This is a genomic window from Gilliamella sp. Choc5-1 (genome assembly GCF_001690595.1).
GTDB classification, from domain to species: Bacteria; Pseudomonadota; Gammaproteobacteria; order Enterobacterales; family Orbaceae; genus Gilliamella; species Gilliamella apicola_M.
Map to the genome: position 1 here is coordinate 1 of NZ_LZHH01000065.1, position 2,623 is coordinate 2,623.

Consider the following 2,623-nt stretch of genomic DNA (forward strand, 5'->3'; position numbering starts at 1 on the left):
GACTGAGTTTTCGTTTTTTTAATGCGGAATAAGTAGCAAAAACAGCCTTTGGGTATGCTAAAAGGTATTGTGTTTTTTATAACAATTATTCAAAAAATATTGATTTTATTTGTTTTTTAAAGAGCGATAAAATAACAAAATAAAAAAGGAAAGTCCTCGCTGTTTTAAAGCAAGGATTTGGTACAAGCACGATTGTTTATTAGTCGCCAATTATTCTATTTTAAGGTAACCTGCGTCTAGGTTTTTCTGGCTCTGGCGTTGGTAATTTCCATGATATTAATAGTCCCAATTGTCCAAGAAAATAATTGATATTATCAAGTTCATTCTCGGGAACCTGCCATAACCACAATTTATCGCTTAATTCTTCAAGTGTACCATGGCTTGTATTACTTAATATCCAATCTTTCAACGTGGTATTATCTACACCAATCTCTAAATGATAGCAATTAATAATATTAGCGGTATAAATCATTCTTAATCGCTTATTGTCATCCAATTTTTTTTCGTCAAAATGATATTTTTCGTAAGGATATACAATAGTAAAGTTGAAACCTCCTGCATACTCAGTTGCACGATTTATATCCTTACAATTTGAATATTTTATGCCATAAGAAAAATAGTTTTGACGTGCAAAGTTTTTTATCAATTCCAAAACAATACCATCATGATCTAGTTTATTATCATATAAAATATAAATCTCGTCACGGCTTCCAAAGTTTTTTGTATGATAAACCAAACGTAGATAACAAGTATCGTTTAATACATTCAATACATCAAAAGAGGTAGCCTCCTGTAGATTTATTTTACGTTTTAATCCCTTTAGGGATATATTAACAAAATTAAAATCACTGTAGGTCTTCCTTATTATTGGTTTAATATAACTAGCCTCTGTAATAGGAGTATTTAATGCCGAAAATAGTGTTTCAGCAAACTCTAACGCAATATTCGGTGAAATATTTTCTGTATTATACAAAACAATGCCACTGTACATAGCTAATTTCCCTCTTTTATACTTTTAATCAATAAGTCTAATTGGTGTTTCATCTCGGCCGCATTGTACGGATGTTCAAATAGAGAAATAGCTTCTTTTTTATAGATCCCTAATTTCTCCATAGCCTCCTTGTTACGGGCAATTAACGACTCTAATTTATTTTTATCCGTTTTAGAGGCTATCTCTATCGCATGCACTTTCCCATTTTTATCGATAGCCATAATATCGGGTCTGCGTGTAGATTTACTTTCACCTTTAGTCAGGCTGAGTTTTCGTTTTTTTAATGCGGAATAAATAGCAACAATAGTTTTTTACAGATAAAAAACGTTTTTAAAGAGCAATAAAATAACAAAGCAAAAGTGAAAAATCCTCACTGTTTTAAAACGGGAATTTTTATAATCACGGTTGCTTATTAATACAAAAATAAAAAACTTGTAATCAAGATTCAACAATATTGAATATTAAAATAAATCTTTAGTATTAATTTCTCTCAAATTTAAATCAATAATTAACTTGTCAATAAAACTATTACATGCAAACATCAAATCGGATAATTTTATATTTGCATAAGTTCTATTCATCCAAATTCCACTAATTTGCCAATTATTTAAGTTAATTCTTTTAAAGAATAGAATGGGAGAATCTTCATAATCCATAGACTCATAATAAAAATCTTTATCATAATTATGGAGCCAATCTTTTAATTGTTTTGCTAGTTCAAGTAGTAAAATTTCTTTTTCTGAAAAAATAACTTTATTATTTATATAAATTAATAGTTGCCCTTCAACCTCAGAAAAAAGCTGAGGTCCTGATGTTATATTATTAATATTTAAATCGGTATAATTGATCTCTACCGAGAATTCACAGGGAATGCGTTCCATATTTTTCCGTCGTTTCCGATAATTAATCTAATACTTGTCTGCCCTTTTGTACCAATCGCTCTCCCCATATCAACAACTACGCGGAAAGAACCTTCAATATTATTTGGAAGAAAGATTGCATTTGGTGACTTCAACGCTTCTTTAACAATATTTCGAATCTCTGAAACATTATTTGTATTAAATTGAGCTGATCTTGTCGCTGTAGTTCCAACCATATGTTTATCTTTTGGTATCCATATATCAACACTATTTTTTGACGAATCAAAAGCTGTTTTAGATGCATCATCTAACGCCCCCCAGCTATTGTTTGGAAATACGGCTCCCTGTCTAGCAATATTCCCTTTAATCCCCGGACACTCATCCGACAACCCCAACGGGTCAATCCAAGCCAGTGGGTCGGGGACGTAGCTATAAGCGTTTTCGCCACCGGCAAGTCCTATTGGGTCTTGGCTGATGTAGCGGGCGGTGGACGGGTCGTAATAGCGGTAGCGATTATAGTGTAGTCCTGATTATTCGTATCATCCTGATACTCACCCTTTCAGGGCCAATGCTAAAGCATTGTTCAAATTTGTTCCAGACAAATTTGTCCTCGTCAAAATACTGTCCTTGAAAGCGCAGGTTTTGTGGGACGGTGCGGTATTCTATCGCAAGGTCACCATAGGATTTAAAATTTCTGTCAAAAACTTTCAGGTAACTATGCGTTTTAGTATAAAATTGTTTTTTAGTTGGACTGAGTTTTCGTTTTTTTAAT

Annotated in this window: 4 protein-coding genes and 1 pseudogene; all 5 read right to left on the reverse strand. The window is 32.5% G+C overall.

Going from position 1 to position 2,623, the window contains the following annotated elements:
• Positions 1 to 220 precede the first annotated feature (220 nt).
• On the reverse strand, positions 221 to 991 hold the full coding sequence (locus A9G35_RS06195; RefSeq protein WP_065636119.1) for a hypothetical protein: 771 nt from the start codon (positions 989 to 991) through the stop codon (positions 221 to 223).
• Positions 992 to 993: 2 nt separating this feature from the next.
• Entirely contained in the window at positions 994 to 1,212 is a 219-nt protein-coding gene (locus A9G35_RS06200) for a hypothetical protein (RefSeq protein ID WP_065636120.1), read from the reverse strand.
• A 240-nt stretch (positions 1,213 to 1,452) separates the two neighbouring features.
• On the reverse strand, positions 1,453 to 1,872 hold the full coding sequence (locus A9G35_RS06205) for a DUF7878 domain-containing protein (protein ID WP_065636121.1): 420 nt from the start codon (positions 1,870 to 1,872) through the stop codon (positions 1,453 to 1,455).
• Positions 1,842 to 2,246, reverse strand: coding sequence for a hypothetical protein (locus tag A9G35_RS13185; protein ID WP_065636122.1), 405 nt, complete (start codon positions 2,244 to 2,246; stop codon positions 1,842 to 1,844). The genes A9G35_RS06205 and A9G35_RS13185 overlap by 31 nt, the downstream gene beginning before the upstream one ends.
• Positions 2,223 to 2,381: pseudogene (locus tag A9G35_RS13895) on the reverse strand (RHS repeat-associated core domain-containing protein); the annotation flags it as partial. The gene A9G35_RS13185 and the pseudogene A9G35_RS13895, both read right to left, overlap by 24 nt.
• Positions 2,382 to 2,623 lie beyond the last annotated feature (242 nt).

Excerpts from the sequence above, each read along its gene's own strand:
- A9G35_RS06200 (WP_065636120.1), bottom strand. The coding sequence starts at position 1,212 with ATGGCTATCGATAAAAATGGGAAAGTGCATGCGATAGAGATAGCCTCT.
- A9G35_RS06205 (WP_065636121.1), bottom strand. The coding sequence starts at position 1,872 with ATGGAACGCATTCCCTGTGAATTCTCGGTAGAGATCAATTATACCGAT.
- A9G35_RS06195 (WP_065636119.1), bottom strand. The coding sequence starts at position 991 with ATGTACAGTGGCATTGTTTTGTATAATACAGAAAATATTTCACCGAAT.